This window comes from Pseudomonas sp. AC247 (assembly GCF_979258015.1).
The window spans coordinates 5262042-5288018 of the sequence record NZ_OZ409829.1; the positions used below are offsets into that span (position 1 = coordinate 5262042).

At 61.3% G+C, this 25977-nt stretch carries 25 protein-coding genes; 20 read left to right on the forward strand and 5 right to left on the reverse strand.

Annotated features, from left to right (window positions below):
* Window positions 1–36 precede the first annotated feature (36 nt).
* Together ACZZ0B_RS23840 and ACZZ0B_RS23845 are read right to left on the reverse strand one after the other, a co-directional pair.
* Window positions 37–342, reverse strand: a complete 306-nt coding sequence (locus tag ACZZ0B_RS23840) for a cell division protein ZapA (protein WP_008077585.1) — start codon at window positions 340–342, stop codon at window positions 37–39.
* Window positions 339–569 carry a hypothetical protein gene (locus ACZZ0B_RS23845; RefSeq protein WP_008077586.1) on the reverse strand — a complete coding sequence of 77 codons (231 nt, stop codon included), beginning with the start codon at window positions 567–569 and terminating at the stop codon, window positions 339–341. Before ACZZ0B_RS23845 ends, ACZZ0B_RS23840 begins: the two co-directional genes overlap by 4 nt.
* A 276-nt stretch (window positions 570–845) precedes the next feature.
* Between ACZZ0B_RS23845 and ACZZ0B_RS23850 the strand changes: the two genes are divergently transcribed.
* The 4 genes from ACZZ0B_RS23850 to selO all read left to right on the forward strand — a co-directional run bounded on the left by ACZZ0B_RS23850 (window position 846) and on the right by selO (window position 9404).
* Window positions 846–2471 (forward strand): methyl-accepting chemotaxis protein, encoded by a 1626-nt coding sequence (locus ACZZ0B_RS23850; protein ID WP_463546381.1) that lies wholly within the window; start codon window positions 846–848, stop codon window positions 2469–2471.
* Between the two features lie 290 nt (window positions 2472–2761).
* Window positions 2762–4504: a potassium/proton antiporter gene (locus tag ACZZ0B_RS23855; RefSeq protein ID WP_463546382.1), complete on the forward strand. Its 1743-nt coding sequence runs from the start codon at window positions 2762–2764 to the stop codon at window positions 4502–4504.
* Window positions 4505–4538: 34 nt separating this feature from the next.
* Complete coding sequence (mscK, locus tag ACZZ0B_RS23860) at window positions 4539–7892, forward strand: mechanosensitive channel MscK (protein ID WP_158829946.1); 3354 nt, start codon at window positions 4539–4541, stop codon at window positions 7890–7892.
* A gap of 48 nt (window positions 7893–7940) precedes the next feature.
* Window positions 7941–9404: a protein adenylyltransferase SelO gene (gene selO, locus ACZZ0B_RS23865; protein ID WP_463546383.1), complete on the forward strand. Its 1464-nt coding sequence runs from the start codon at window positions 7941–7943 to the stop codon at window positions 9402–9404.
* A gap of 5 nt (window positions 9405–9409) precedes the next feature.
* Here the strand turns inward: selO and mazF are convergent, their stop codons facing one another.
* Both mazF and mazE read right to left on the reverse strand, forming a co-directional pair.
* Window positions 9410–9772: a type II toxin-antitoxin system toxin MazF gene (gene mazF, locus ACZZ0B_RS23870; RefSeq protein ID WP_041477600.1), complete on the reverse strand. Its 363-nt coding sequence runs from the start codon at window positions 9770–9772 to the stop codon at window positions 9410–9412.
* Window positions 9772–10041 (reverse strand): type II toxin-antitoxin system antitoxin MazE, encoded by a 270-nt coding sequence (mazE, locus tag ACZZ0B_RS23875; protein WP_008077592.1) that lies wholly within the window; start codon window positions 10039–10041, stop codon window positions 9772–9774. The genes mazF and mazE overlap by 1 nt, the downstream gene beginning before the upstream one ends.
* A 236-nt stretch (window positions 10042–10277) precedes the next feature.
* On the opposite strand from mazE, the gene trxC reads away from it, so the two are divergent.
* A complete protein-coding gene (gene trxC, locus ACZZ0B_RS23880) occupies window positions 10278–10712 on the forward strand; it encodes a thioredoxin TrxC (RefSeq protein WP_008077593.1) in 435 nt (144 codons plus the stop codon).
* Between the two features lie 129 nt (window positions 10713–10841).
* On the opposite strand, the gene ACZZ0B_RS23885 is transcribed toward trxC, so the two are convergent.
* On the reverse strand, window positions 10842–11612 hold the full coding sequence (locus ACZZ0B_RS23885; protein WP_008077595.1) for a ParA family protein: 771 nt from the start codon (window positions 11610–11612) through the stop codon (window positions 10842–10844).
* Window positions 11613–11967: 355 nt separating this feature from the next.
* On the opposite strand from ACZZ0B_RS23885, the gene ACZZ0B_RS23890 reads away from it, so the two are divergent.
* The 15 genes from ACZZ0B_RS23890 (at window position 11968) to ACZZ0B_RS23960 (ending at window position 25938) form a co-directional block, all read left to right on the forward strand.
* Window positions 11968–12693 carry a beta-ketoacyl synthase chain length factor gene (locus tag ACZZ0B_RS23890; protein WP_008077597.1) on the forward strand — a complete coding sequence of 242 codons (726 nt, stop codon included), beginning with the start codon at window positions 11968–11970 and terminating at the stop codon, window positions 12691–12693.
* Window positions 12669–13478, forward strand: coding sequence for a lysophospholipid acyltransferase family protein (locus ACZZ0B_RS23895; RefSeq protein WP_008077599.1), 810 nt, complete (start codon window positions 12669–12671; stop codon window positions 13476–13478). Before ACZZ0B_RS23890 ends, ACZZ0B_RS23895 begins: the two co-directional genes overlap by 25 nt.
* Window positions 13459–13719 (forward strand): phosphopantetheine-binding protein, encoded by a 261-nt coding sequence (locus tag ACZZ0B_RS23900; RefSeq protein ID WP_008077600.1) that lies wholly within the window; start codon window positions 13459–13461, stop codon window positions 13717–13719. The genes ACZZ0B_RS23895 and ACZZ0B_RS23900 overlap by 20 nt, the downstream gene beginning before the upstream one ends.
* Before the next feature lie 9 nt (window positions 13720–13728).
* Complete coding sequence (locus ACZZ0B_RS23905) at window positions 13729–13983, forward strand: acyl carrier protein (protein ID WP_007909503.1); 255 nt, start codon at window positions 13729–13731, stop codon at window positions 13981–13983.
* On the forward strand, window positions 13980–14525 hold the full coding sequence (locus tag ACZZ0B_RS23910; RefSeq protein ID WP_463546384.1) for a COG4648 family protein: 546 nt from the start codon (window positions 13980–13982) through the stop codon (window positions 14523–14525). Before ACZZ0B_RS23905 ends, ACZZ0B_RS23910 begins: the two co-directional genes overlap by 4 nt.
* Entirely contained in the window at window positions 14522–16201 is a 1680-nt protein-coding gene (locus ACZZ0B_RS23915; RefSeq protein ID WP_463546385.1) for an AMP-binding protein, read from the forward strand. Before ACZZ0B_RS23910 ends, ACZZ0B_RS23915 begins: the two co-directional genes overlap by 4 nt.
* A gap of 77 nt (window positions 16202–16278) precedes the next feature.
* Window positions 16279–17013 (forward strand): glycosyltransferase family 2 protein, encoded by a 735-nt coding sequence (locus tag ACZZ0B_RS23920; protein WP_008077609.1) that lies wholly within the window; start codon window positions 16279–16281, stop codon window positions 17011–17013.
* Window positions 17010–17957 (forward strand): LpxL/LpxP family acyltransferase, encoded by a 948-nt coding sequence (locus ACZZ0B_RS23925; RefSeq protein WP_463546386.1) that lies wholly within the window; start codon window positions 17010–17012, stop codon window positions 17955–17957. Before ACZZ0B_RS23920 ends, ACZZ0B_RS23925 begins: the two co-directional genes overlap by 4 nt.
* On the forward strand, window positions 17938–19482 hold the full coding sequence (locus ACZZ0B_RS23930; protein ID WP_008077612.1) for an HAL/PAL/TAL family ammonia-lyase: 1545 nt from the start codon (window positions 17938–17940) through the stop codon (window positions 19480–19482). Before ACZZ0B_RS23925 ends, ACZZ0B_RS23930 begins: the two co-directional genes overlap by 20 nt.
* A complete protein-coding gene (locus tag ACZZ0B_RS23935) occupies window positions 19475–19900 on the forward strand; it encodes an acyl-CoA thioesterase (RefSeq protein WP_463546387.1) in 426 nt (141 codons plus the stop codon). Before ACZZ0B_RS23930 ends, ACZZ0B_RS23935 begins: the two co-directional genes overlap by 8 nt.
* Window positions 19897–20499, forward strand: a complete 603-nt coding sequence (locus ACZZ0B_RS23940) for an outer membrane lipoprotein carrier protein LolA (protein ID WP_463546388.1) — start codon at window positions 19897–19899, stop codon at window positions 20497–20499. The genes ACZZ0B_RS23935 and ACZZ0B_RS23940 overlap by 4 nt, the downstream gene beginning before the upstream one ends.
* Entirely contained in the window at window positions 20483–22822 is a 2340-nt protein-coding gene (locus ACZZ0B_RS23945; protein WP_463546389.1) for an MMPL family transporter, read from the forward strand. Before ACZZ0B_RS23940 ends, ACZZ0B_RS23945 begins: the two co-directional genes overlap by 17 nt.
* Window positions 22819–23982 (forward strand): cation:proton antiporter, encoded by a 1164-nt coding sequence (locus ACZZ0B_RS23950; RefSeq protein ID WP_158829929.1) that lies wholly within the window; start codon window positions 22819–22821, stop codon window positions 23980–23982. Before ACZZ0B_RS23945 ends, ACZZ0B_RS23950 begins: the two co-directional genes overlap by 4 nt.
* Entirely contained in the window at window positions 23969–25216 is a 1248-nt protein-coding gene (locus ACZZ0B_RS23955) for an NAD(P)/FAD-dependent oxidoreductase (protein WP_463546390.1), read from the forward strand. The genes ACZZ0B_RS23950 and ACZZ0B_RS23955 overlap by 14 nt, the downstream gene beginning before the upstream one ends.
* Window positions 25213–25938: a class I SAM-dependent methyltransferase gene (locus ACZZ0B_RS23960; protein ID WP_463546391.1), complete on the forward strand. Its 726-nt coding sequence runs from the start codon at window positions 25213–25215 to the stop codon at window positions 25936–25938. Before ACZZ0B_RS23955 ends, ACZZ0B_RS23960 begins: the two co-directional genes overlap by 4 nt.
* Window positions 25939–25977: the final 39 nt, after the last annotated feature.

A 25977-nucleotide genomic window follows, 5' to 3' on the forward strand; every position in this document is an offset into this window, starting at 1 on the left:
TGACGCCTCCTGACCCAGAGGCGCCCTTTACCTTCATCAGCCTTGCTGGCCGATAGTCTTGGCGATGGTGTCGACCGTGGCGCTGACTTGCTCTTGGTAACGGTCGAGTTCTTCCTGATGCAGCTTCTTCATTTCGATCTGCTGCGAACACAGATTCATCGCTGCCAGCACCAGCAAGCGGTCGCCGATCAGCGTCGGGTATTTGCGCTTGGTGTCGGCCAAAGCGGCCTTGAGCATCAGTGCCGCGTCCAGCAGGGTCTGTTCTTCCCCGGCCGGTGCCTTGATCGAATAGTCCTCCCCGAGAATGGAGATGACTTTTACCCCTGCTGTGTGGTGGTTCATGCGCTGACAGGACCGGCGTTGACGCGATCAACCAGGGCTTGAATACGTGCTGCGGTGGCGCCGTGCTTTTCTTCCTGTTCCATCAGGTTCAGTTGCAGGCTTTCGTTTTCATCCTTGGCCTGAGCCAGTTCCGTGGACAGATTCTGGTTGGTTTGCGCCAGGGTCTGGTTCTGTTGCACCAGGTCGCTGACGAGCTGTTCCAATTGACTGAGGGATGCTTCCAACATTTTGATCTTCCAGGCATTTTCAAAGGGCGCGTACGATAAAGAAAAGTCACCACGGATGCCAGGGTTAAACCGGCGCAAGGCCTTGATTTTCCTGGCGGGCGAGCGTTCCCGCGAGCTTTAAAGACTGTGATTTGCCGATCTTGTTCCTGCACTTCGTCGATCAAGGCTGTCTGCGACAAATACGCACATGGACTAAAGAGTTCATTGGGCTGACCGATAAGTCACCCATACAGCAGTTTCAGCCCGCATGGACGCGGCCCTTCCTGGTATCCGCACATGTCCCTTCGCAATATGAATATCGCCCCTCGGGCGTTCACCGGCTTTGCCCTGATCGGCGGCCTGATGTTGATTCTTGGCGTGTTCGCCCTGAACCAGATGAGCAAAATCCGCGGCGCCGCCGAGGACATCTCGTCGAGCAGCGTACCGAGCATCAAAAACCTCGACGAGTTCACCCAACTGACCCTGCGCCTGCGGGTGTTGTCGTACCGTTTGCTGGTCAACCGCGAACCGGACGTGCAGCAGAAGACCGTTGAGTTGCTGGACATGCGCAACCAGCAGATCCGCGCTGCTCAAACGGCCTACGAGCCACTGATCGGCAGCCCCGAGGAACGTTCGGCCTACGACCAGTACGTGCAATTGCTTGGTCAATATCGCCAGATCGAAGACCGCATGAAGAGCCTGTCGCGCAACAATCAGGTGGACGAGCTGCGCAACCTGCTCAACACCGAGTTGCTCAACAATTCCGAAGCGATGAACACCGTGCTCAACCGCCTGATGCAGATCAACGGCGAGCAGATCAGCGAGACCAATCAGCAAGCAGCCGATCAGTATTCGTCGGCGTTCGATCTGGTGGTGACGTTGCTGGTGATCGCGACCGGCCTGACCTTTCTCTTCGCCTGGTTGCTGACCACCAGTATCACCAAACCAATCTCCAAAGCACTGGACGCTGCGGAAACCATCGCCGAAGGCAACCTGACCCAGCCGATTCACGTCGATGGCAGCGACGAAGCCGGTCGCCTGCTGGCGGCGATGGCCAAGATGCAAGCGAAACTGCGTGACACCCTGCAGCGGATTTCCGGTTCGGCCACGCAACTGGCGTCGGCAGCAGAAGAGCTGAACAGCGTCACCGATGAAAGCGCACGCGGCCTGACGCAGCAGAACAACGAAATCGAGCAAGCGGCCACCGCGGTGAATGAAATGACCAGCGCCGTGGAAGAAGTCGCACGCAACGCCGTGAGCACGTCGGAAGCCTCGAAGAACGCCACAACGTCGGCCGGTGACGGTCGTGATCTGGTTCAGGAAACGGTCAGCGCTATCGAACGCATGAGCGCCGATGTGCAGAGCACGGCCTCGTTGATCGGTGATCTGGCCAATGAATCCCGTGACATCGGCAAGGTGCTCGACGTGATCCGTGGCCTGGCTGACCAGACCAACCTGCTGGCCCTGAACGCGGCGATCGAAGCGGCGCGTGCCGGTGAAGCCGGTCGTGGTTTTGCCGTGGTAGCGGATGAAGTGCGTGCCCTGGCGCACCGCACCCAGCAGTCGACCAGCGAAATCGAACGGATGATCGGCAGCATTCAGAGCGGCACCGAGCACGCCGTGGATTCGATGCGCAACAGCACCGAGCGCGCCGAATCGACGCTGAACATCGCCCGTGGCGCCGGCATGTCGCTGGACACCATCAACACGGCGATCGTCGAGATCAACGAACGCAACCTGGTGATCGCCAGCGCGGCCGAAGAGCAGGCGCAAGTGGCGCGCGAAGTGGATCGCAACCTGGTGAACATTCGTGATTTGTCGGTGCAATCGGCGACCGGCGCGAACCAGACGAGCGCGGCGAGTAACGAGCTGTCGCGGCTGGCGCTGGATCTGAACAACATGGTTGGGCGTTTCAGCCTCTAACTGCTGAAGAAGCTCCTTTGTGGCGAGGGGATTTATCCCCGATCGGCTGCGCAGCAGTCGTAAATCCCTCGCGCGAGGTGTATCTGATACACCTCGCACTCAGCGTTTGGGGCGGCTTCGCCACCCATCGGGGATAAATCCCCTCGCCACAGTCATCACTCGGCAAACGTTCAATGTGATGCCAACGCAAAAAGCTTTTTGACAGCATCACATTTCAACAGGTTAGAATCGCTGGCACGCAGACTGCATGGTCAGTTTGCGCCCGTCTTTATGTCTTTGGAGTAGTGCCTTTGAATGCGACGACCATCAACAGCCTGTTCTTGATCGGCGCGTTGCTGGTAGGTGCAAGCATTCTCGTCAGTTCTCTCTCCTCCCGTCTCGGCATTCCGATTCTGGTCATTATTCTTGCGGTCGGCATGACCGCCGGGGTCGATGGCGGCGGGATCATTTTCGATAACTACCCGACGGCCTATCTGGTCGGCAACCTCGCACTGGCGGTGATCCTCCTCGACGGCGGTTTGCGCACGCGGGTGTCGAGTTTTCGCGTGGCGTTATGGCCGGCGTTATCGCTGGCCACGGTCGGGGTGTTGATCACCACCGGGCTGACCGGCATGGCGGCCGCATGGCTGTTCGACTTGAACCTGATTCAAGGCCTGCTGATCGGCGCCATCGTCGGCTCCACGGACGCCGCCGCGGTGTTCTCGCTGCTCGGCGGCAAAGGCCTGAACGAACGGGTCACCGCCAGCCTGGAAATCGAATCCGGCAGCAACGACCCGATGGCGGTGTTTCTCACCGTGACCCTGATCGACATGCTCGCCAGCGGCCAGACCGGCCTGCACTGGAGCCTGCTGACGCACCTGATCCGCGAGTTCGGCATCGGCGGTGTGATCGGCCTCGGTGGCGGCTGGCTGATGTTGCAAATGGTCAACCGCATCAACCTCGCGGCGGGCCTGTATCCGATTCTGGTGATCGCTGGCGGTCTGGTGGTGTTCGCCCTGACCAACGCCCTCCACGGCAGCGGCTTCCTCGCCGTTTATCTGTGCGGCCTGGTGATCGGCAACCGCCCGGTGCGCAGCCGTCACGGCATTCTGCACATGCTCGACGGCATGGCGTGGCTGGCGCAGATCGGCATGTTCCTTGTACTGGGGCTGCTGGTGACGCCGCATGATTTGTTGCCGATCGCCCTGCCCGCCCTCGGTCTGGCGCTGTGGATGATTCTGTTTGCGCGGCCGCTGTCGGTGATGGTCGGCCTGCTGCCGTTCAAGGCCTTCCACGGTCGCGAAAAAGCCTTTATTTCTTGGGTCGGCCTGCGTGGCGCGGTGCCGATCATTCTGGCGGTGTTCCCGCTGATGGCCGGGCTGCCGAATGCGCAGCTGTACTTCAACCTCGCGTTCTTCATCGTGCTGGTGTCGCTGCTGGTGCAGGGCACGAGCCTGCCGTGGGTTGCCAAGCTGTTGAAAGTGACGGTACCGCCGGAGCCGGCGCCGATTTCCCGGGCGGCGCTGGAAGTTCACGTCACCAGCGAGTGGGAGTTGTTCGTTTATAAGCTCGGCGCGGAGAAATGGTGCATCGGTTCGCCCCTGCGCGAGCTGAAAATGCCCGAAGGCACGCGCATCGCGGCCCTGTTTCGTGGCCAGCAATTGCTCCATCCGTCGGGTAGTACGGTGCTGGAAGTCGATGATTTGCTGTGTGTTATCGGCCATGAACATAACTTGCCGGCGCTCGGAAAACTCTTCAGCCAAGCGCCGCAACGCGGTCTCGATCTGCGTTTCTTCGGCGACTTCGTGCTCGAAGGAGACGCCCAGCTTAAAGCGGTTGCAGCGCTTTACGGGTTGCCGGCTGAAGGCATTGATCCGGACATGACCCTGGGCACCTTCATCGCCCATAAAGTCGGTGGTGCACCGATCGTCGGTGACCAGGTGGAGTGGAATAACACCCACTGGACGGTCGCGGTCATGGACGGGAACAAGATTGGCAAAGTGGGCGTCAGATTCCCCGAAGGAAGTCGCCCGGGCCCCGGACTCTTCCTCTAAACTGCGTCCACTCTCACTTGCTTGACCGGTCTCTATGCCTACCCTGCGCTCCTTTTTCGCCGCGGCCCTGCTGGGCCTGAGTCTTACTGTCGGCCCGCTGTACGCCGCCGAACCGCCGTCCAGCGAAGCCGTACAGGCCAGCCTCGACAAGCTTGCCGACAGCAAACTGCCGGATGCCGACAAAAAGACCCTGCAATCCGTCCTGCAGAACACCCTCAATCAGCTGAACAACCAGCGTGATTACGAACAGAAGCTGATCGATCTCAAACAGCAACTGGCGACGGCGCCCAAGCAGACCATCGAAAACGCCCGCGAGCTGACGCGTCTCAAGGCCACCGCCGTGGTGCCGGTGGCGCAGCGTTTCCCGCGCGAATCGATTCCGCAGCTGGAGCAGATCCTCACCGATCGCTCGACCCAGCAAAGTGACCTGCAAAAAGCCCTGGCCGACGCCAACAGCCTGATCATCACCGCGCAGACCCGCCCGGAGCGTGCGCAGGCGGAAATTTCCGCCAGCCAGACGCGCATTCAGCAGATCAACAACATCCTCAAGTCCGGCAAGGACGCGGGCAAGACCGTCAGCGCCGAGCAGCGCGACCAGTTGAACGCCGAGCTTGCCGCGCTGAATGCGCTGATCCCGCTGCGCCGTCAGGAACTGGCCGGCAACAGCCAGTTGCAGGATCTGGGCAATGCTCAGCATGACTTGCTCTCGGAAAAGTCCGACCGCCTCGACCGCGAGATTCAGGAACTGCAGACCCTGATCAACCAGAAGCGTCTGGCGCAATCGCAGGAGACCGTGACCCAGCAATCGATCGAAGCGCAGAAGGCCGGTGGCAGCAGCCTGCTCGCCAGCGAAAGCACGGCCAACCTCAAGCTCTCCGACTACCTGCTGAAAAGTACCGACCGCCTCAACGAAGTCACCCAGCAGAATCTGCAGACCAAGCAGCAACTCGATACCTTGACCCAGAGCGATTCGGCCCTCGACGAGCAAATCAACGTGCTCAAGGGCAGCCTGCTGCTGTCGAAGATCCTCTATAAACAGAAACAAGCCCTGCCGCGCCTCAAGGTCGACCGCGACCTGGCGGACCAGATCGCCGACATTCGTCTGTATCAGTTCGAAGTCAGCCAGCAACGCGAATTGCTCAGCAACCCGGCGACTTACGTCGACAACCTGCTGGCGACCCAGCCGCCGGAACAGATCACCCCGCAACTGCGCAAGAGCCTGCTCGATCTGGCCAATACCCGCGCCGACTTGCTGGAGCGCCTGAACCGCGAACTGAGCGCGGTGCTCAACGAATCGATCACCCTGCAACTCAATCAGAAACAACTGCTGAGCACCGCGCAAAGCCTGCGCGCGACCCTCGATGAGCAGATGTTCTGGATCCCCAGCAACAAACCGCTGGACGTGGAGTGGATGCGCGGTGTGCCGGAGCGTCTGAAGCGGCAGGTCGACACACTGCCGTGGGCATCCAGCCTGAGTGAGCTGACCGACGGCCTGACCCAGCGCCCGCTATTGTTCCTGCCCCTGGCATTGCTGATCGGCGCGCTGTTGTGGCGTCGCAAAAGTCTCTACGGAAAACTCAACAAGGTTCACCAGGACATCGGTCACTTCAAACGTGACAGCCAATGGCACACGCCGCAGGCGATTCTGATCAATATTCTGCTGGCGATGCCAGTAGCCTTGGGTCTGGCGCTGTGTGGTCTGGCCCTGCAGATCGATGCCCGGGGACAAAACGCCAACATGGGCGCGGCACTCCTGCAAATGGGTCAGGCGTGGCTGGTGTTCTACACCGCTTACCGGATCCTGGCGCCGGGCGGCGTGGCGGAACTGCACTTTCGCTGGGAAAAACCCCAGGTCGAATTCCTCCAGGGCTGGGTCCGTCGTCTGGGCCTCGTGGTTCTGGCCTTGGTGGCGGTGGTCGCCGTGGCCGAATTGCAACCGGCGGCATTGGCCGACGACGTGCTGGGAATGCCGGTGGTGCTGATTTGCTACGCCCTGATGGCATGGCTGCTCAGTCGTCTGCTGATCAGCAGCCCGGCCCACGAAAACGCCTCGCTGTTCCGTAAAGTGGTGGGCGTGATGTTCACCTTGCTACCCATCGCCCTGTTTGTGGCGGTGTGCTTCGGTTACTACTACACCGCGCTGAAACTCAGTGACCGCTTGATCAACACCTTGTACCTGCTGATGTTCTGGCTGGTGATCGAAGCGACTTTCGTCCGAGGCCTGAGTGTCGCCGCGCGTCGCCTGGCCTATCAGCGCGCCCTGGCCAAACGTCAGGCGGCGAAAGAAGCCGGCGACGGCGAAGCGGTAATCGAAGAGCCGACCCTGGACATCGAAAAGGTCAACGAACAGTCCCTGCGCCTGATTCGTCTGGCCTTGCTCGGCGGTTTCATCGCCGCGCTGTACTGGGTCTGGTCGGACCTGATTTCGGTGTTCTCGTACCTCGACAACATCACCCTCTACGAATACACCAGCGGCACCGGCGCCAACATGAGCATGGTGCCGATCAGCATCGGCGACATGCTCGGCGCGCTGATCATCATCGGCATCACGTTCGCCCTCGCGCGCAACTTGCCGGGTCTGCTTGAAGTGTTCGTGTTGTCGAAGCTGAATCTGGCGCAGGGCAGTGCCTACGCGACCACGACGCTGCTGTCGTATGTGATCGCCGGTGTCGGTTTCGTCTCGACCCTGTCGACGCTTGGCGTCAGCTGGGACAAGTTGCAATGGCTGGTGGCGGCGCTGTCGGTCGGTCTCGGTTTCGGTATGCAGGAGATCTTCGCCAACTTCATCTCCGGCATCATGATCCTCTTCGAACGCCCGGTGCGGATCGGTGACACCATCACCATCGGCAACCTCTCGGGCACGGTGAGCAAGATCCGCATCCGCGCCACGACCATCACCGACTTCGACCGCAAGGACATCATTGTCCCGAACAAGACGTTCATCACCGGGCAACTGATCAACTGGTCGCTGACCGACACCATCACCCGCGTCACGCTGAAACTCGGCGTCGACTACGGCTCCGATCTCGATCTGGTCAAGGAACTGCTGCTCAAGGCTGCCCGCGAGAACCCGCGCGTGCTCAAAGAACCCGAGCCGCACGTGTACTTCCTCAACTTCGGCGAAAGCACCCTCGACCACGAATTGCGCATGCACGTGCGCGACCTTGGCGACCGCAACCCGGTGCTCGATGAGGTCAACCGCTTCATCAATCGCGAGTTCAAGAAGCAGCACATCAACATTTCGTTCCGCCAGATGGAGGTTTACCTGAAGAACCTGCACGGCCAGGAATACAAGTTGGTGCCGATCGAGGCGGACGCGAAAACCATCGTGGCGGTGCCCGACGAGCAAAAACCGCTGCAAGAGCCGCCGTCGAGCAAACTCGACTAACCGGTCTATTCCCAGCAGAATGCTCGGACATTCTGCTGGAGCCGGCCCTTGAAAGCCCTCGACGAACTGACCTTCGACAATCGCTTCGCCCGCCTCGGCGACGCGTTCTCCGCCCACGTGCTGCCCGAGCCGATCGACAATCCGCGCCTGGTCGTCGCCAGCCCGGCAGCCCTGGCCTTGCTGGATCTCGATCCGGCGACCGCTGAAACACAGGAATTTGCCGAACTGTTTGGCGGCCACAAACTGTGGGCCGATGCCGAGCCGCGCGCGATGGTCTACTCCGGGCATCAATTCGGCGGCTACACGCCGCAATTGGGTGATGGTCGCGGTTTGCTGCTGGGCGAGGTCTACAACGCAGCCGGCGAGCACTGGGACTTGCACCTCAAGGGCGCCGGGCAGACACCGTTTTCGCGCATGGGCGACGGTCGTGCGGTGCTGCGCTCATCGATCCGCGAGTTCCTCGCTTCCGAAGCCTTGTACGCGCTGAACATTCCGTCCTCGCGGGCAGCCTGCGTGATCGGCTCCGACACCCCGGTCTGGCGCGAAAAGCAGGAACGCGCGGCGATGGTGCTGCGTCTGGCGCCGAGCCACATCCGCTTCGGTCACTTCGAATATTTCTACTACACCAAGCGTCCCGAACAACAGAAAGAACTCGGCGAGCACGTGCTGGCCATGCATTTCCCTGAATGCCTTGAGCAGCCGGAACCGTATCTGGCGATGTTCCGCGAGATCGTTGAGCGCAACGCCGAACTGATCGCCAAGTGGCAGGCCTACGGCTTCTGCCATGGCGTGATGAACACCGACAACATGTCGATCCTCGGCATCACCTTCGACTTCGGCCCGTTCGCTTTCCTCGATGATTTCGACGCCAACTTCATCTGCAACCATTCCGATGATCAGGGCCGTTATTCGTTCAGCAATCAGGTGCCGGTCGGCCAATGGAACCTCAGCGCGCTCGCGCAGGCATTGACGCCGTTTATCAGTGTCGAAGCCCTGCGCGAGACGCTGGGTTTGTATCTGCCGCTGTTTCAGGCGCACTACCTGGACCTGATGCGCCGACGCTTTGGTTTCATCACGGCTGAAGACGATGACCAGAAGCTACTGGAAGACTTGCTGCAACTGATGCAGAACAGCGGCGTCGACTACACGCTGTTTTTCCGCCGACTTGGCGAAGACTCACCTCAGCAGGCAGTCGCCCGCTTGCGTGATGATTTCGTCGACATCAAAGGTTTTGATGCTTGGGGCGAGCGCTACATCGCCCGGGTTGCCCGCGATGGCGACGCCGATCAAGAGCAGCGCCGAGCGCGGATGCACGCGGTGAATCCGCTGTACATCCTGCGCAATTACCTGGCGCAAAAGGCTATTGATGCGGCGGAACAAGGGGATTACGCCGAGGTACGCCGACTGCATGCGGTGCTGAGTAAACCGTTTGAGGAGCAGCCGGGGATGGAGGGTTATGCGGAGCGGCCGCCGGAATGGGGCAAGCATTTGGAGATCAGTTGTTCTTCGTAGGCGCTTCAGCTTAGCGGGTCGATTGCGCTGATTACACGGTCGACGATGTCAGACATTGTCACGTCATCCAGTCGCTCGATGAATTTGGCCGTGCCGTCTCGCACCCGCTGTTCTATGTCAAAACTGCGAACCTGATTACACACCGCTACACCATTGGTTTCGTGGCCAGTAATGGCCACCGCCAAACCCATATTCCGGCTGAAATTCCCACCGCTAGTAACAGGCACCGTCATGCTCACGCCCAATGCGTTGATCTCTCTGGGCGTAATCACCACAAAGCGATGTCTGTTCATCATCTCCCGCCCCGCCACCGGGTTTGGATCAATCCAGTAAACGTCACCCCGCTGAGGGGGCTGTCGGCGCACCATCAACCCAGCTCCCGGCCGACAGAATCACCTTCAAGAGTCTCGCTAGTCTGAGCGTTAAGTTTCTGCAATTCTTCTGCGCCTTCGAGTAGCTCGGACAAACTATAACGCTTACGCGTAGCGGCTACGGCTGGACGAGCAATCAGTTCGCCATCGACCACATTCAGCTCTAGCTGTGCGCCAACCTCCAGATGCAACAACTTTAAAAGCGTGGGCGGAATCGTAATGACGGCAGCGCCGCCTTGGCGGCGTATCTTGGAAGTTACGGACATTATGGCGCTCCGATTTGATGCATGGGAATCATCGATTCCTGGATTAGTGCAACAAAAGTAGCACGCAGATAAAGACAAAGCGATCTCCTCACGACAAGCGTAAAACGCCGAATTGGTCTTCAGACTAGCCATCGATCCCGGAACGGTTTTGAGAAAAATGTGAGCAGTTGCGACATTGATAAGTTGGCAGATCGACTCCAAATCAGTTCTATAGACTGCCTATCAGAGAACCAATCATGACCACCCCACTCCTCATCCCCTGCCCCTCCTGCAACGGCCTCAACCGCATTCCCGCCGAGCGTCTCGCCGATCAACCCAAGTGCGGACGCTGCAAATCCGCAGTACTGCTGAGCAAGCCTTTCGAACTCAAGCAAGGCGATTACGCCAGTCAGATCAAGGGCGATCTGCCGTTGTTGGTAGATGTCTGGGCGGATTGGTGCGGGCCGTGCAAGTCGTTTGCGCCGGTGTTCGAGCAGGCGGCGGCACAGTTGGCAGGCAAGTGTCGGTTGGCCAAGCTCGACAGCGAGGCGAATCAGCAGTTGTCGGCGCAGTTGGGGATTCGCTCGATTCCGAGTCTGATTCTGTTCAAGAACGGCCGCGAGGTGGCGCGGCAGAGTGGTGCATTCCCGCTGCCGCAATTGATGGCGTGGCTGCGTAGCCAGGGCATCTGACACACCACCGAACCAATTGTAGGAGTGAGCCTGCTCGCGATGGCGTTCGTCCAGCCAACATCTATGTGACTGACACACCGCTATCGCGAGCAGGCTCACTCCTACAGGGGATCTGCGTTGCTCAGGGAATCAATGGTCTTCGAGCAGGTTGTGCAATTCGACGAATTGCTGGGTCAGCTTGTGGCGCGGATCGAGGTGGATCAGCGGCGTGCTGGCTTGGTGCGACTCGCGCATGCGCACCGAACTGGTCAGGTACACCGGCAGCACCGGCAATCCTTCGGCAATCAGCTCGTCGAGAATCTGTTGCGGCAGGCTGGCGCGGGCCTGGAACTGGTTGACCACGATGCCTTCGACTTCCAGGCCTTCGTTGTGGTCATCTTTCAGTTCCTCGATCTCAGCCATCAAACCGTACAGCGCCTGACGCGAGAAGCTGTCGCAATCGAAGGGAATCAGCACTCGATCAGCAGCAATCAGCGCTGATACCGCGTAAAAATTCAGCGCCGGCGGCGTATCCAGGTAAATCCGGTCGTAATCTTCGGCCAACTCATCGAGCAACTTACGCAGCTTGTTGATCTTGTGCTTGGCCTCAAGCTTGGGCTGCAAGTCGGCCAGTTCGGCGGTGGCGGTGATGATATGGAGGTTGTCGAACGGGGTTTCGTAGATATCCGCCTGATTCTTCTTCGAGAACGGCCCCGAGGACAGCGTCTGCTTGAAGAAGTCGGCAATGCCCATCGGGATGTCGTCGCCGGTGAGCCCGGTCAGATACTGAGTGGAGTTGGCCTGGGCATCGAGATCCACCAACAGCGTGCGATACCCCTCGCTCGCGCTGACCGCCGCCAGATTGCAGGCAATGCTGGATTTGCCTACACCACCTTTCTGATTGAACACCACGCGCCGCATGACAAAACCTCCGTGTATCAAAGAATGACCGAGTGTAGATGCGCGCGACCTCGCTTCGCTACCTTCACGGACATGGACTACAGGGTCAGGTGCAAATATCCACAGACTGACGGCGTAAAAACTGCCTTTGATCGCGAGATGGCCGACAGACAGGCCGCTGATAATCTGGATAATGGCCAAGTGACAGTTTTTTCGCGAACCAATCGGTACATTTCGTTGGGCAATATGTAACCAGCATTTGCTACACACTCCCCGCACCGGGATAATGCGCGCCACCCGGCGCCCAGCGCCACGTCAAGCCTGCTGCGGCTCCGGCGACTCAACGCGTCAACAAATGCCCGCAGGGGCGGGATGAATGTCCGTGATCAACTTCAACATCGCCCAATGGCGCGCGTGGGCTCCCGGGCTCGACAGCGTGGACGCCTGGCAGGCCTGGAGCCGACAGCCGGTGGTGCTCCAGCGCAGTGATGCCGCGCCCGATGTGTCGTTTTTGCCGGCCATGCAACGCCGCCGTCTCAGTCGCCTGGCACGCATGGCTTTCAGCGTGGGCTGGCCGCTCGCCGACGGACGGGACAACCTGCCGCTGGTATTCGTCTCCCGTCACGGTGAAACCCCGCGCACCTACGAGATCCTCAGCGATCTGGCGACCCATCAGCCACTGTCTCCAACTCAGTTCAGCCTGTCGGTGCATAACGCGATCATTGGCCTGTGGTCGATCATGCGCGGCGAAACCAGCGAAATGACCGCCCTCGCCGCCGCGGGCGACGGCCTTGAACACGGCATGCTCGAAGCGGCGGCGCTGCTCAATGAAGGCGCGCCGGCGGTGCTGCTGGTGATCACCGAAGAACAACCGCCCGAGGCCTATTCGCAGTGGATCGATGACGTGCCGTTTCCCTACGCGCTCGGTCTGTTGCTCACCCCCGGTACCGACTGGCGGCTGACCCTGAACAGCACTACTGAAGCACTGTCCAAAACGCACTGGCCCCACGCACTCAATCTGCTGCGAACCCTGCTCGGCCAGCAAACCCTTTGCCAACATGCCTGGAAAAATCGTCTATGGACCTGGCAACGCAGCCCGTGACCGAGAAAAACCGCGACGCCTATTACTGGCGGTTGCTGGCCACCGCCGCAAGCTTCGCCCTGTTCGGGCTCGGCGGGCTGTGCCTGCGCCTCGTGGTGTTCCCGATCCTCGGCTGCCTGCCCGGCGATGCCTTGGCTCACCGCCGGCGCGCGCGGCAGATGGTCAGTCGGCTGTTCTGGTTTTTTGTCCGGTTCATGGCCCGAACAGGCGTGCTGACTTACGACATTCAAGGCGCCGAACGCCTTGGCCGTCCGGGACAGATGATCATTGCCAACCACCCGTCGCTGATCGACGTGGTGTTTCTCATCGGCCTGGTGCGCCAGGCCAATTGCGTGGTGAAGAAAAGCCTGTGGGAAAACCCCTTCACCCGCGGCCCGCTGCGCAGCACCGAATACATCAGTAACGACGGCAGCATGGACATGCTCGACGCTGCCGCCGAGTCCCTGCAAAACGGCCAGACCCTGATCATTTTTCCCGAGGGCACGCGTACTCAGCCGGGACAGGCACCGGCCTTTCATCGGGGCGCCGCGGCGATTGCCTTGCGCGGTGCGAAAATCCTCACGCCGGTGATCATCAAGGTCAGCCCGACCACCCTGACCAAAGCCGAACCCTGGTATCGGATCCCTCATCGCCGCGTGCACTTCAGTTTTCGTGTCGGGGCCGATATAGACCCACAGACTTTCGCTGCGCAGGGGCCTGCACCGCAGGCATCGCGCAAGCTCAATGACTATTTGCATACCTACTTCATCAAGGAGCTCGCCGAAGATGAGCGAACTACACCGTGAAATCAAACTGCTGATCATCGACGCCCTCGGCCTTGAAGACATCAGCGCCGACGACATCGGCGACGACCAGACGCTGTTCGGCGAAGGCCTGGGCCTGGATTCCGTCGACGCGCTGGAACTGGGTCTGGCGATCCAGAAAAAGTACGGCATCAAGATCGACGCCGACGCCAAAGACACCCGCAACCATTTCACCAACGTGGCCAGCCTTGCGGCGTTCGTCACGGCCAAACAGGCAGCTTGAGACCGGACCATGCAAACTCGTGACGACATTTTCAACACCCTGCGCGATGCCCTGGTCGAGCTGTTCGAACTGGATCCGGCCCGTGTGAGTCTGGAGTCCAACCTGTATCAGGATCTGGAAATCGACAGCATCGACGCGGTCGATCTGATCGACCACATCAAACGCCAGACCGGCAAGAAAATCGCCGCCGAAGAATTCAAATCAGTGCGCACCGTCGGTGACGTGGTCGAGGCGGTCTACCGTCTGGTTCAACCCGCCGCATGAGTCGATTGATCGGCCTCGGCCTGCTGCTGGCCGGTCTGCTTTACCCCTTCGCGGTGTATTTCGGCATGGAGCACTTTGCCCCGTGGCAGTTCGGCTTGCTGCTGGGCGGCCTGTGGCTGGCGCGAGCGCTGACCGGCGAGCGCAAACCCGGCAGCTTGTGGATGGCCTGTGTGGCGATCGTCTTCTGCGTGTTGCTGGCGCTGTTCGACAGCCCGCTGTTGCTGCGCTGGTACCCGGTGCTGATCAGCGGTTTCATGCTGGTGCTGTTCAGCCTGAGCCTGAAATACGGCCCGCCGATGGTCGAGCGCCTGGCGCGCCTGCGCGAGCCAGAGCTGCCGGACATCGCGATTCGCTATACGCGCAAGGTCACCGTGGCCTGGAGCGTGTTTTTCTTCTGCAACGGTTTGTGCGCCGCCCTCCTGACCCTGTGGGCGCCGCTGAATTGGTGGATGTTGTACACCGGCCTGATCTCCTACGGATTGATCGGCCTGATGTTTGCCATTGAATGGCTGATACGACAACGGGTAAGAGGCCGTACATGAACTGGATAAAACTTGAGCAGCTGTTGCTCAAGGCCCTGCCGGCGCGGGCGATCTGCGCTGCGCCGGCACTCGATCACGCGCAACTGCACGCTCAGGCGCTGAGCGTTGCCGCCGGCCTGCAAGCGCAGGGCGTGAAGCGTTTGGCCGTACACCTGGAAGACGCCGCTGATCTGGCCATTGCCCTGTTGGGCGCGTGGCGCGCAGGCGTTAGCGTGTTATTGCCGTCTGATTTGCAACCGCAGACCCGCCAGCGCTGGTCGAGTGAAGTCGATCTCTGGCTGACTGATCAAGCCGAAGACGCACAACTGAACGACTTCCAGCAGCCAGCATTGCCCGCTGCGCAATTGGATCTCGATCAATGTCAGTTGAGCCTGTGCACTTCCGGCTCCAGCGGTGAGCCCAAGCGCATCGACAAAACCCTGCGCCAGTTGGCCAATGAGGTCGAGGCGCTGGAACAACTCTGGGGCGCGGATCTCGGTGAAGCCTGCATCATCGGCAGCGTCGCCACCCAGCACATCTACGGACTACTGTTTCGCGTGTTGTGGCCGCTGTGCGCCGGACGGCCGTTAGTGCGCAAGCAACTGGCATTCCCCGAAGACATGCAGCGCGCCAGCCGCGAGCATCCGGCCTTCGCCTGGGTCGCCAGCCCGGCGCTGCTCAAGCGCATGGGCGACAACCTCGACTGGCCCGCGCTGAGCCCCGTGCGCCGGGTGTTTTCCTCCGGCGGCGCGCTGCCAGCAGAAGCCGCGCAGAGCCTGCAGCAACGCTTGCAACAATGGCCGACGGAGATTCTCGGCAGTTCGGAAACCGGCGGTATCGCCTGGCGTCAGGGCGAACAACTGTGGCAGCCGTTCGCCGGTGTTGAACTCAGTCAAGACGCCGACGGTGCACTGCTGATTGCGTCGCCTTATCTACCTGCCGGCCACATCGAACACACCGCCGATGCCGCGCGCATCGCCGCCGACGGTCGTTTCGAGCTGCTCGGACGTCTGGACCGGATCGTCAAACTGGAAGAAAAACGCATCTCCCTGCCAATGCTTGAGCAAGCCCTGGTCGCCCACGCCTGGGTCGCCGAAGCGCGGCTGGGCGTGGTGCAGGAAAATCGTGCATCGCTGGGTGCACTGCTGGTTCTCACCGAATCAGGCCTGTTTGCCTTGCGTGAACACGGCCGGCGCAGCCTGACTGAAGGCCTGCGCAAGCATTTGAGCCAACACTGTGAAGCGCTGGCCCTGCCACGACGCTGGCGTCTGGTGCGGCAATTGCCGCTGAACAGCCAAGGCAAACTGCCGCAGGCCGAGGTCGAGGCGTTGCTGCTGGCCCCGCGCCCGAAAGCGCCGCAAGTCCTCGAGCAAATCGAAAGCGAAGGCGAGTGGAGCCTGCAACTGAGTGTGCCCCCGGATCTGGCCTACTTTAGCGGCCACTTCCCCAAGGCCCCGGTGCTGCCAGGCGTAGTGCAGGTGGAATGGGCGCTCAATCTTGGGCGGCAATTGCTGAATCTGGGTGGCGCGTTTGCCGGGATGGAAGTGCTGAAATTCCAGCAACTGGTGCGGCCAGGGGATGAAATCCAGCTGCATCTGCGCTTTGATCCGGAGCGCAGCAAGTTGTATTTCGCTTATCGCAATGACACGGCGACATGCTCCAGCGGGCGGATTCTTTTGGATGTAGAGCATGATTGACCTTGGTGAGTGCTGCGCACTCAATCGCGAGCAGGCTCACTGCTACAGGGATCGCGGTTTTCCACAGGAGAACTGTTATGCATAACCCTTGCGCGGTGATTCCGGTTTATAACCACGAAACCGCGATCGGTACGGTGGTCGATGCTCTGCTCGCGCAAGGTCTGCCGTGCATTCTGGTCGACGATGCGAGCACGCCATCCTGTGCCCGCGTGCTCGATGCTCTGGCCGAACGCGACAATGTGCATCTGGTGCGTCTTGCTGCCAACCAGGGCAAGGGCGGCGCGGTGATGACCGGTCTGCGTGAGGCCTCGTTGCTGGGGTTCAGCCATGCGTTGCAGGTCGACGCCGACGGTCAACACGACCTGCACGACGTCGCCCGTTTCGTCGAAGAATCCCGAGCTCACCCCGACGCGATGATCTGCGGCTATCCGTTGTTCGACGAGAGCGTGCCGAAAGGCCGTTTGTACGCGCGCTATCTGACCCACGTGATGGTGTGGATCAACACGCTGTCGCTGCAGATCCGCGACTCGATGTGTGGCTTTCGCGTGTACCCGTTGGCGCCGACACTGGCGCTGATCGACACCGCGAAAGTCGGCAAGCGCATGGATTTCGACTCGGACATTCTCGTGCGCCTGGCGTGGCGCAATCAGCCGATGCGCTGGTTGCAGACCAGCGTGCATTACCCGCTGGACGGCGTGTCGCACTTCCGGCTGTTCCACGACAACGCACTGATTTCGAGCATGCACACGCGCTTGTTCTTCGGCATGCTGCTGCGCTTTCCGGTGATCCTCTGGCGGCGGTGGCGAGCATGACCGGTGAAACCGACAAGAAGCACTGGGCCGACCGCGAAGAGCGCGGCAGCTTTCTGCTGATGAAATTCACCGCGTTCGCCGCCAAAGTCCTCGGCCGCCGTCTGCTCAGTCCGTTGCTGTACGGCATCGTTCTGTACTTTTTCCTGTTCGGCCGCACGGCGCGCCGCAGCGCCTGGCAGTACCAGCAGCGCTTGGCCGACTGGAATCAGCGCGAGGACTTGCGCCCCACTCATTGGCGAGTGTTCGCTCAGTTCATGGCCTTCGCCGATTCGATGCTCGACAAGCTCGACGTGTGGAACGGCAAGCTGCGCATCGAACAGATCGAAATCGTCGACCCGGCACTGCTGCGCAATCAATTGCGTGGCAGTCGCGGGCAACTGCTGGTCGGCGCGCACCTGGGCAACCTCGAAGTCTGCCGCGCGCTGGCGGAGATCGGCGAAAAGGTCACGATGAATGTGCTGGTGCACACCAAGCACGCTGAACAATTCAACCGCCTGCTCGGCGAAGCCGGAGCGACCAACCTGCGCCTGATTCAGGTCAGTGAGCTCGACCCGGTGATCATGCTGCAACTGCACGAACGGCTGGAGCGCGGCGAATGGCTGGCGATTGCCGGCGATCGCGTGCCGCTGCACGGCGGGCGCAGTGTCACCGTGGACTTTCTCGGCCACCCGGCACCATTCCCGCAAGGTCCGTGGTTGCTGGCCGGTCTGCTGAAATGCCCGGTCAATCTGTTGATGTGCCTGAAACAGCCGGACGGCCACTATCGCCTGACCCTCGAACCCTTTGCCGACACCATCGTGTGGAAGCGCAGCGAGCGCGAGCAGGTCATTCATCAGTGGGCCACCCGCTATGCGCAGCGCCTGAGTCACTATTGCCTCGAAGCGCCGCAACAATGGTTCAACTTTTACCCTTTCTGGAAGACCGATGACGACGCCAACCCATGAGCCGGTAACCTTCGGCGAACGCCCATTGCGCATCGAAGACGTGCTGGCCCTGGCCAACCGTCAGGCGCCCGTGCAGTTGCAGAGTGACGCCGACTATCGCGAGCGCATCGCCAAAGGCGCGCGGTTCCTCGATTCGCTGCTGGACAAGGAAGGCGTGATCTACGGCGTGACCACCGGTTACGGCGATTCCTGCGTGGTCGCGGTGCCGCTGCATCACGTCGAAGCGTTGCCGCGTCACCTCTACACGTTCCACGGTTGCGGGCTGGGCAAATTGCTCGACGCACAAGCCACCCGCGCGGTGCTGGCGGCGCGTTTGCAGTCGTTGTGCCACGGCGTGTCCGGGGTGCGCGTGGAATTGCTCGAGCGTCTGCACGCATTCCTCGAATACGACATTCTGCCGCTGATTCCTGAAGAAGGTTCGGTCGGCGCCAGCGGCGATCTGACGCCGCTGTCTTACGTCGCCGCCACCCTCTCGGGTGAACGCGAAGTGATGTTCCGTGGCGAACGCCGTCAGGCCGCCGAGGTGCATCGTGAACTCGGTTGGACGCCGTTGGTGCTGCGCCCGAAAGAAGCGCTGGCACTGATGAACGGCACCGCCGTGATGACTGGCCTCGCTTGTCTGGCGTTCGCCCGCGCCGATTACCTGCTGCAACTGGCCACGCGCATCACCGCGCTCAATGTCGTCGCGTTGCAAGGCAATCCGGAGCACTTCGACGAGCGTCTGTTCGCCGCCAAACCGCATCCGGGGCAAATGCAGGTTGCCGCGTGGCTGCGCAAGGATCTGGCGATCGATGCGCCGACCGCGCCACTGCATCGCTTGCAGGATCGCTACTCGCTGCGCTGCGCTCCGCACGTACTCGGTGTGTTGGCCGACAGCCTGAACTGGCTGCGTTCGTTCATTGAAATCGAACTGAACAGCGCCAACGATAACCCGATCATCGACGCCGAAGCCGAGCGCGTTTTGCACGGCGGACACTTCTACGGCGGGCACATTGCGTTCGCCATGGACAGCCTGAAAAACCTCGTGGCCAACGTCGCCGACCTGTTGGATCGCCAGCTCGCTTTGCTGGTCGACGAGCGCTACAACCACGGTCTGCCGAGCAACTTGTCCGGCGCGCCAGCGGATCGCGCAATGATCAACCACGGCTTCAAAGCCGTGCAGATCGGCACCAGCGCCTGGACCGCCGAAGCGCTGAAAAACACCATGCCGGCCAGCGTGTTCTCGCGCTCCACCGAGTGCCACAACCAGGACAAGGTGAGCATGGGCACCATCGCCGCCCGCGATGCGATCCGCGTGCTGGAACTGACCGAACAGGTCGCCGCCGCGACCCTGCTCGCCGCCAATCAAGGCGTATGGCTGCGTGCGCAGGCTGAAGACGCCCGTCCGCTGCCACCATCGCTGGCAGCGATGCACGAAGAACTCGGAAAAGACTTCCCGCCGGTCATTGAAGACCGCGCACTGGAAGGCGAACTGCGCCTGTGCCTGCAACGCATCGCCGCGCAACACTGGAGGCTGCATGCGTAGCGCCGGAGTACTGCACGCCGACACCGAAATCCTCGTGCCGTTTTTTGACGTCGACACCATGCACGTGGTCTGGCACGGCCATTACGTCAAATACCTCGAAGTCGCGCGGTGTGCGCTGCTGGACAAGATCGGCCACAACTACACGCACATGGTCGAGTCCGGTTTCGCCTGGCCGGTCATCGACCTGCAACTGCGCTATGTGCGCGGCGCGGTGTTCGGTCAACGGCTGAATGTGCGCGCCAATCTGGTCGAGTGGGAAAACCGTCTGAAGATCAATTACCTGATCACCGACCTGCAAACGGGTGAGCGCCTGACCCGTGCCAGCTCTGTGCAGGTCGCCGTCGACGTGAGCAGCCGCGAAATGCAGCTGGCTTCGCCGAAAGTTTTCACCGATGCCGTGGAAAGGATGCTGCGATGAATGTTTTTGTTAAAAGTTTGAGCGTATTGGCGCTGCTGACGATGTCAGCGCTGGCCAACGCCTTTGACCTGCAACAACTCAGCGAGCAACTGGCGAAACCGGACGTAATCCACGGCCAGTTCATCCAGGAAAAACACCTGCGCGCCCTGCCGCAACCGTTGATCAGCAAGGGCAGCTTTGTCCTCGCGAAAAATCACGGCCTGCTCTGGCTGCTGAAAATTCCGCTGCAGCAGGATTACCGCATCAGCGCCAACGGCATCGCCCGCCGCGACGACAACGGCTGGCAAATGTTGCCGAACAAGAGCGCCGGGGCTGAGCAGAACCGCTTGTTCCTTGCCGTGCTGCAAGGCGACAGCAGCGGCCTGCAACGCGACTTCGAACTGGCCCTGAGCGGCGACGCCCAGCAGTGGAAACTCACGCTGACCCCGCGCTCGCTGCTGCTCAAGCAAGTGTTCAAGCAGATCAACATCGACGGCGGCGCACTGGTGCAAACCATCGAACTGCTGGAAACCCAGGGCGACAGCACCGTGCTGCGCATGCAGGACAGCACCGCCGGGCAACCATTGAGCGACACGGAGCAACATGACTTTGCCGAGTGAACGCAGGCTGCCCTGGCTGTTTCTGATCCTGCTGCTGGCAGTTGTGGCGCTGGCCGGTTGGCAGTGGCGCGACGGCGCGCCGCTGTCGGCGAACCTGATGGAGCTGGTGCCCGGCACCAATCCTGACGCCCTTGAACTGCGCGCCGAACAGCGCATGCAGGAGCCGCTCAATCGCGAAATGCTGGTGCTGGTCGGCCATGCCGATCGCCAGCAAGCAGTGGCCATGGCGCAGACGCTGGGCGAGCAATGGCAAGCCAGCGGCCTGTTCGAAAAAGTCCAGTGGAACCTGCAAGCGGATCTCCCCGCGCTGCGCACGCAATTGCTGCAAGGGCGATTGGCGATGCTCTCGGCGGATGATCGGCAATTGCTGGTCGAACACCCCGACGTCTTTATTCAGCAGCGCGTACAAGCGTTGTTCGACCCGTTCAACGGCTTTAGCCTGGTGCCGAGTCAGGACGATTGGCTGGGCCTCACCGGGCGTATCCAGAACAGCCAGCCGAAACACGGCGCGGTGCAACTGGACATCGGCAGCGGCGCGTTGATCGCCGACGCCGATGGCAAGAGCTGGGTGTTGCTGCGAGCACGCACCACCGGCAATGCCTTCGACATGAACCTGCCGTTGCAAGTGGCGGCTCTGCTCCAGCACAGCCGTGAACAGGCGGCCAAAGCCGACGTGCAACTGCTCGCTGCCAGTGGCCTGCTGTACGCCGCCAATGGTCAGCAACAAGCGACTCGCGAGATGACCTGGGTCGGCGGCGGCGCCACCGTCGGCATTCTGTTGCTGCTGTTGCTCGCCTTCCGCCGTTGGCGCGTGCTGCTGGCCTTCGTGCCGGTGTTGGTCGGCATGTTGTTCGGCGCAGTCGCTTGCGTGGCGTTGTTCGGGCACATGCATGTGATGACGCTGGTACTCGGCTCAAGCCTGATCGGCGTGGCGGTGGATTACCCACTGCACTATCTGTCGAAGAGCTGGAGCCTGAAACCCTGGCGCAGCTGGCCGGCGCTGCGCCTGACCTGGGTGGGCCTGACGCTGAGCCTGATCACCAGCGCCATCGGCTACCTGGCGCTGGCCTGGACGCCGTTCCCGGCACTGACGCAGATTGCGGTGTTCTCCGCTGCCGGGCTGCTCGGCGCCTACCTGTCGGCGGTGTGCCTGCTGCCGGCACTGCTGAACAATCTCGAACTGCGCCCGGCGCAATGGCCGCTGCGCCTGGCCGAACGCTTGGTGACGCTGCGCGAAAAACTTCTCGAACATGTGCGTACGCCGGTGCTGCTGGCGTTGTTGATCGCCTTCTGCGCCGGCGGTCTGGTGCAGTTGCAAAGCAAAAACGACATCCGCCAATGGGTCGGTGCACCGCAGCACCTGACCGATGAAGCACAGACCATCGCGCGGATTACCGGCTATCAGCCGACCAGCCAGTTCTTCCTCGTGCGCGCGGCCAACCAGCAACAACTGCTGGAGCGTCAGGCTGCGCTGAGCGAGCGTCTGGAACAGTTGGTCAACCTCGACAAGTTGCAGGGTTATCTGGCCCTCGATCAACTGGTCAGCCCGCCGAGCCAACAGGAGCAAGTGCGCGCCGCGCTGAACAAACTGCCGCAATACTGGCAACCGCTGCTCGACCTCGGCGTGCCGCTCGCGGCGCTGCAAACCGAGCTGCAAAAGTTGCAGACGGTGCCCGCCGAAGACATCGACGCCGCACTGGCCGGGCCGCTCGGCGAGCCTTATCGCACCCTCTGGCTCGGCGCGACCGAAGACGGCGTGGCGGCGATGACCAGCCTGCAAGGCTTGAACAACCCGGCCTTGCTGCGGGTGCAGGCGCTGGACTTGCCGGGGGTGATGCTGGTCGATCGGCTCGGCGAACTGAATGAAGTCTTCGCCGCGACACAGATCAGCGCTGCCGAACTGAAACTCGCCTCCTGCGTGCTGATCGTGCTGGTGTTGATCCTGCCGTTCGGCCTCGGTGGCGCGTTGCGCATCGTCGCGCTGCCGCTGCTTGCGGCGCTGTGCAGCCTCGCCAGCCTCGGCTGGCTCGGCCAGCCGCTGACCCTGTTCAGCCTGTTCGGCCTGCTGCTGGTGACGGCGATCAGCGTCGATTACGCCATCCTCATGCGCGAACAGGTCGGCGGCGCGGCGGTCAGCCTGTTGGGCACCTTGCTAGCAGCGCTGACGACATGGTTGTCGTTCGGTCTGCTGGCGGTTTCGAGCACGCCGGCAGTGAGCAACTTCGGCTTGTCGGTCAGCCTCGGCCTGGCCTTCAGCTTCATGCTCGCGCCGTGGGCCGGACGCCAGCCACACGCCGTCAGCGCCACCGAGTCGGCAACATGATGGTCGTAGCGTTCTGGTTACTGGCCTTGGCGTTGTTTGCCGTGGCCACCCGTGTCGGTCGCCACTTCGGTCTGATCCCGATTGTCAGCCAGTTGCTGCTGGCGAGCTTCGGCCTGCCGCTGTTGATGTATTTCTGGATCGAGCCGGGCTGGCAGCTCAGCGGCGCTGCCCTGATCGCGCCAGACTGGTTGAAAAACCTCTACAGCCTGAGTTTTGCCGTGCTGCTCGGGCATATCCTCAGTGACGTGATTGACCTGCGCCTGGATCGCCAGAGCGTGAAAATCGCGCTGCCGAGTTTCGCCGTGCCGTTTGCCTGCGGTGTCGCCGTCGCGGCCTGGCTGTTGCCGGCGCAACCGTGGCTGAACTCGCTGGCGATCGGCCTCGTGTTCGCGATTACCGCGATCCCGGTGCTGTACCTGTATCTGCGCCATATCGACTACCCGCCCGCCGCCACGCGACGGCTGGTGCAGACAGCGATCCTGATCGACCTCACCTGCTGGACCGTGTTCGGCCTCGCTCAGGGCAGTTTGCACCTGAGTAGTCTGTTGCTGCCGCTGGGGCTCGCGTGCGTGCCGCTGTTGCTGCGTGTGGTCGGGGTGCGCCGGCCGCTGACCTACAGCCTCGGTTTTTTCGCCCTGCTGGTGATGGCCGAGCATTACAAACTCAATGCGTTGATCTTCGGCGTTGGCTATCTGCTGTGCATGGCCGCGCTGAAAGTGCCGCTGGTGCTGCCGTTGCCGGCGCGCTGGATGAGCCGTTTGCAGACGTGGATCGCGATCCCGCTGATCCTCACTTTCGGCATCGTCCAGATCGATGTGCACAGCGCCCTCGCCAGCCTCGGCGCACTGCAATGGGCGGCGCTGCTGCTGTTGCCGATCGCCAGTAAACTGCTCGGCAACTGGCTCGGCCTCGGTTGGGCCGGCGCCTCGTTCGAGGGCGCCAGCCGCTGGCGCGAAAGCGTGCTGCTGAACATCCGTGGCCTGAGCGAAATCGTCTTTCTGAATTTATTGCTGCAACAACAACTCATCACCCCGGCGCTGTATTTCGCGCTGATGCTGATGGGTCTGATCGCAACGCTGTTGCCGGCCGTGATCGGCCTGCATCGCGCCCCGCTTAACCTTGAACATCATTTGCCCCGGAGCTCGCGTGCCAATCGTTGAAATGGAATCCCGTCAGGTCGTGATCATCGGCGCAGGCCCCTCCGGCGCTATCGCTGCTGCATTGCTCAAGCGCAAGGGCCACGATGTACTGGTGATTGAACGCCAGCACTTTCCGCGCTTTTCCATTGGTGAAAGCCTGCTCAGCCATTGCCTGGATTTCGTCGAGGAGGCCGGCATGCTCGAGGCCGTCAATGCCGCCGGTTTCCAGCGCAAGACCGGTGCGGCGTTTGCCTGGGGCGAGCGCTACAGTGCGTTCGATTTCAGCGACACCTTCAGCGAAGGCAAGCCGAGTACTTTCCAGGTGCAGCGCGCCGATTTCGACAAGCTGCTGGCGGATCAAGCCGCCCTGCAAGGCGCCGAGATTCGTTATGGCGATGCCATCGTCAGCGTCGATTTCGACCGGACAAAACCGCACCTCGACGTGCGCCGCGAAGACGGTAGCGAATACCGCGTTGAAGCGGATTTCGTGTTGGATGCCAGCGGTTACGGTCGCGTGCTGTCGCGCCTGCTCGATCTGGAAGCACCGTCGAACTTCCCGGTGCGCCAAGCGGTGTTCACCCACGTCGAAGATCACATCGACCACCCGGCGTTCGACCGCGAAAAAATCCTCGTCACCACCCATCCGGAGCATCGCGATATCTGGTTCTGGACGATCCCGTTCAGCAACGGTCGCTGCTCGGTAGGCGTGGTCGCTGCCGCCGAGCATTTCGCCGGTCGCGATGCCGACCTCGACGCCTGCCTGCGCAGCTTCATTGCCGAAACTCCAAGCCTCGCCGGCGTGCTGAACAACGCCGTGTGGGACACCCCGGCGCGCACCCTCGGCGGCTACGCGGCCAACGTTAAAACCTTGCACGGCCCGGGTTTCGCACTGCTGGGCAACGCCGCGGAATTCCTCGACCCGGTGTTCTCCTCCGGTGTGACCATCGCCATGCGTTCGGCGAGCATGGCGGCGGCGGTGCTGCATCGCCAGTTGCAAGGCGAAACGGTCGACTGGCAGGGCGAATTCGCCGAGCCGCTGAAGCGCGGCGTCGACACCTTCCGCTGCTACGTCGAAGGCTGGTACGCGGGCACCTTTCAGGACGTGATTTTCTACGAGGACAGCCAGGCCGAGATTCGCCGGATGATCTGCTCGATCCTCGCCGGTTACGCCTGGGATGAGCGCAACCCGTTTGTCAGCGAAGCGCGCCGTCGCTTGAAGATGATTTCCGAACTCTGTGCAAAGGACGCCACATGAATTACTTGAGCGACAGCTACGTCGAGGAAACCCGTTTCGGCTTCTGGTTCCTGCGCAGCCATACCTGGCAGCACCATGTCTTGCGCGTGGCGATCAATGACTTGCGCGGGCTGTTCAGCGAAGCGCTGCCGGAGCATCCGGTGCTGCTCGACGCCGGTTGCGGCCAGGGCAAGTCGTTCGCTCATCTGCGCCAGACCTTTGCCCCGCAACGCCTGATCGGCGTTGACGCCGACCCACACAGCCTTGAACTGAGCGGCGAAGAAGCGGCGCGTCAGGGCCTGGACGTCGAACTGATCGGCAGCGATTGCGCGACACTCAATGTCGCGGACGCCAGCGTTGACCTGCTGTTCTGTCACCAGACCTTTCATCATCTGGTCGAGCAGGAACAAGCGCTGGCCGAGTTTTATCGCGTACTCAAACCCGGCGGTTATCTGCTGTTCGCCGAGTCCACCGAGGCTTACATTGATACCTGGGTAATTCGCTGGTTGTTTCGCCATCCGATGCACGTGCAGAAGAGTGCCGCGCAGTACCTTGAGATGATTCGCGGGCAGGGTTTCGAGTTTGCCGAGCAGAACGTCTCGTACCCGTATCTGTGGTGGAGCCGGTCGAAGGATTTTGGCTTGCTGGAGCGGTTTGGATTGCGCAAGCCGAAGCCGTTTGGGCAGCGCGAAGAGACGTTGGTCAACGTCGTGGCGCGCAAGCCTTTGACAGAGGTTTCCTGATGTACGCAAATCCTTGTAGGAGTGAGCCTGCTCGCGATA

Excerpts from the sequence above, each read along its gene's own strand:
- trxC (WP_008077593.1), top strand. The coding sequence starts at position 10,278 with ATGACCACCCCACTCCTCATCCCCTGCCCCTCCTGCAACGGCCTCAAC.
- ACZZ0B_RS23890 (WP_008077597.1), top strand. The coding sequence starts at position 11,968 with ATGTCCGTGATCAACTTCAACATCGCCCAATGGCGCGCGTGGGCTCCC.
- ACZZ0B_RS23850 (WP_463546381.1), top strand. The coding sequence starts at position 846 with ATGTCCCTTCGCAATATGAATATCGCCCCTCGGGCGTTCACCGGCTTT.
- ACZZ0B_RS23840 (WP_008077585.1), bottom strand. The coding sequence starts at position 342 with ATGAACCACCACACAGCAGGGGTAAAAGTCATCTCCATTCTCGGGGAG.
- ACZZ0B_RS23885 (WP_008077595.1), bottom strand. The coding sequence starts at position 11,612 with ATGCGGCGCGTGGTGTTCAATCAGAAAGGTGGTGTAGGCAAATCCAGC.
- ACZZ0B_RS23930 (WP_008077612.1), top strand. The coding sequence starts at position 17,938 with ATGACGACGCCAACCCATGAGCCGGTAACCTTCGGCGAACGCCCATTG.
- ACZZ0B_RS23845 (WP_008077586.1), bottom strand. The coding sequence starts at position 569 with ATGTTGGAAGCATCCCTCAGTCAATTGGAACAGCTCGTCAGCGACCTG.
- ACZZ0B_RS23900 (WP_008077600.1), top strand. The coding sequence starts at position 13,459 with ATGAGCGAACTACACCGTGAAATCAAACTGCTGATCATCGACGCCCTC.
- ACZZ0B_RS23915 (WP_463546385.1), top strand. The coding sequence starts at position 14,522 with ATGAACTGGATAAAACTTGAGCAGCTGTTGCTCAAGGCCCTGCCGGCG.
- ACZZ0B_RS23945 (WP_463546389.1), top strand. The coding sequence starts at position 20,483 with ATGACTTTGCCGAGTGAACGCAGGCTGCCCTGGCTGTTTCTGATCCTG.
- ACZZ0B_RS23950 (WP_158829929.1), top strand. The coding sequence starts at position 22,819 with ATGATGGTCGTAGCGTTCTGGTTACTGGCCTTGGCGTTGTTTGCCGTG.
- ACZZ0B_RS23905 (WP_007909503.1), top strand. The coding sequence starts at position 13,729 with ATGCAAACTCGTGACGACATTTTCAACACCCTGCGCGATGCCCTGGTC.
- ACZZ0B_RS23925 (WP_463546386.1), top strand. The coding sequence starts at position 17,010 with ATGACCGGTGAAACCGACAAGAAGCACTGGGCCGACCGCGAAGAGCGC.
- mazF (WP_041477600.1), bottom strand. The coding sequence starts at position 9,772 with ATGGTGCGCCGACAGCCCCCTCAGCGGGGTGACGTTTACTGGATTGAT.
- ACZZ0B_RS23910 (WP_463546384.1), top strand. The coding sequence starts at position 13,980 with ATGAGTCGATTGATCGGCCTCGGCCTGCTGCTGGCCGGTCTGCTTTAC.
- ACZZ0B_RS23920 (WP_008077609.1), top strand. The coding sequence starts at position 16,279 with ATGCATAACCCTTGCGCGGTGATTCCGGTTTATAACCACGAAACCGCG.
- ACZZ0B_RS23960 (WP_463546391.1), top strand. The coding sequence starts at position 25,213 with ATGAATTACTTGAGCGACAGCTACGTCGAGGAAACCCGTTTCGGCTTC.
- mscK (WP_158829946.1), top strand. The coding sequence starts at position 4,539 with ATGCCTACCCTGCGCTCCTTTTTCGCCGCGGCCCTGCTGGGCCTGAGT.
- ACZZ0B_RS23895 (WP_008077599.1), top strand. The coding sequence starts at position 12,669 with ATGGACCTGGCAACGCAGCCCGTGACCGAGAAAAACCGCGACGCCTAT.
- ACZZ0B_RS23940 (WP_463546388.1), top strand. The coding sequence starts at position 19,897 with ATGAATGTTTTTGTTAAAAGTTTGAGCGTATTGGCGCTGCTGACGATG.
- ACZZ0B_RS23935 (WP_463546387.1), top strand. The coding sequence starts at position 19,475 with ATGCGTAGCGCCGGAGTACTGCACGCCGACACCGAAATCCTCGTGCCG.
- mazE (WP_008077592.1), bottom strand. The coding sequence starts at position 10,041 with ATGTCCGTAACTTCCAAGATACGCCGCCAAGGCGGCGCTGCCGTCATT.